Raw genomic sequence first — 1,515 nt, forward strand, 5'->3', positions numbered from 1 at the left:
GGTGTGTGAGTTCACAACATCGTTCACAGCTGTCTCGGGACATCGTTCACACCTGAGGACAAGGGTTGAGCGATGGGAATGCCGCAGCTGGTGGTCACGTCCGTGCTGGTCGAAGGACGCAGTAGAAGTGAGGTTGCCCGCGACTACGGGGTTTCTCGACGCTGGGTGATCACACTCGTCCAGCGTTACCTCGCCGAGGGCGAGGCCGGACTGCAAACCCGCTCACGGCGACCGCTGACCAGCCCGGGGCGCACTGCCAGACACCTCGAAAATGAGATCGTCGCCCTGCGCAAGGAACTCGACCGCGAAGGGCACGAAGCCGGCGCAGCCACCATCGCATTTCACCTCGAGCAACGCCACGGCACCAGCCCCGCAGTATCCACGATCTGGCGGATCCTGTCCGCCCGAGGCTTCGTCACCCCTCAACCCCACAAACGCCCCAAGAGCAGCTACCTCCGCTTCCAGGCCGAACAACCCAACGAACGCTGGCAACTCGACATCACCCATTGGCCACTGGCCGATGGCACCGACACCGAGATCCTCAACATCCTCGACGACCACTCCCGGCTCTGCCTAGCCAGCCACGCCCGAACAGTGTTCAAAGCCCGCGACGTCGAGGCCACCTTCACCAAAGCCGCTGCGGCCTACGGCAATCCAGCCAGCCTGCTCAGCGACAACGGCGCCGTCTTCACCGGCCGCTACCGCCGACAAGGCCGAGTAGCCCTGGAAGTCACCCTGCACACCCGTGGCATCGCCTTCTGCCACTCCCGGCCCTACCACCCACAAACCTGCGGCAAAGTCGAACGCTTCCACCAAACCGTCAAAAAATGGCTCACCCACCAGCCCCCGGCGCAGACCATCACAGAACTCCAGGCCCAACTCGACCGCTTCCGCGCCTACTACAACACCGTCCGGCCCCACCGCGCACTACACCGGCGCACCCCACGACAGGCCTACCTCGCCCGACCAAAAGCAACACCCACCGGCACCCCACTGCACAGCGGGGCCTACCGCATCCGCCACGACCGCATCGACACCAACGGCAAGCTCACCCTGCGCCACAACAGCCGACTACACCACCTCGGCATGGGCCGCCGCTACGCCGGCACCAACGTCCTCATCCTGATCCACGACCTACACATCCGAGTCACGACCACCGACGGGCACCTACTAGGAGAACTCCAACTCGATCCCACCAAGAACTACCAACCACAACCCAAAACGTGAACGATGTCCCAAGACACCTGTGCACGATGTCCCGAGACATCACACTGGCGGTGGCGGAGGGATTTGAACCCCCGGACGGTTTTAGCCGTCTCTCGCTTTCAAGGCGAGTGCATTAGGCCGCTCTGCCACGCCACCGCGGACAAGGGTAGCGGCTGGGTCAGCCGGATCGCTTCAGCGCGGCGCTGATCCGGCGGCAGTTCTCCCCCATCGCGGCGACCTGCGAACGCGACAACTGGCCCAGAAAGTTGGTCCGCACGCACTCGGCGTAGGTCACCATGGCCTGCTGCG

At 64.0% G+C, this 1,515-nt stretch carries 1 protein-coding gene, 1 tRNA gene and 1 pseudogene; 1 reads left to right on the forward strand and 2 read right to left on the reverse strand.

Translation table 11 applies throughout. From position 1 onward, the window contains the following. The first annotated feature begins 72 nt into the window (after positions 1-72). The gene (locus VGH54_RS09315) at positions 73-1,227 is read left to right on the forward strand and encodes an IS481 family transposase (protein WP_331511665.1); all 1,155 of its coding nucleotides are present in this window, start codon (positions 73-75) and stop codon (positions 1,225-1,227) included. Between the two features lie 45 nt (positions 1,228-1,272). Here the strand turns inward: VGH54_RS09315 and VGH54_RS09320 are convergent. Both VGH54_RS09320 and VGH54_RS09325 read right to left on the reverse strand, forming a co-directional pair. Continuing rightward, positions 1,273-1,362 (reverse strand) — tRNA-Ser (locus VGH54_RS09320). A gap of 22 nt (positions 1,363-1,384) precedes the next feature. Next, positions 1,385-1,515: pseudogene (locus VGH54_RS09325) on the reverse strand (MarR family transcriptional regulator); the annotation flags it as partial.

The sequence above is a fragment of the Mycobacterium sp. genome (genome assembly GCF_036488105.1).
Classification (GTDB): domain Bacteria; phylum Actinomycetota; class Actinomycetes; order Mycobacteriales; family Mycobacteriaceae; genus Mycobacterium.

Bases quoted from the DNA above. Each gene is read 5' to 3' on its own strand.
- VGH54_RS09315 (WP_331511665.1), top strand. From the start codon at position 73: ATGGGAATGCCGCAGCTGGTGGTCACGTCCGTGCTGGTCGAAGGACGC.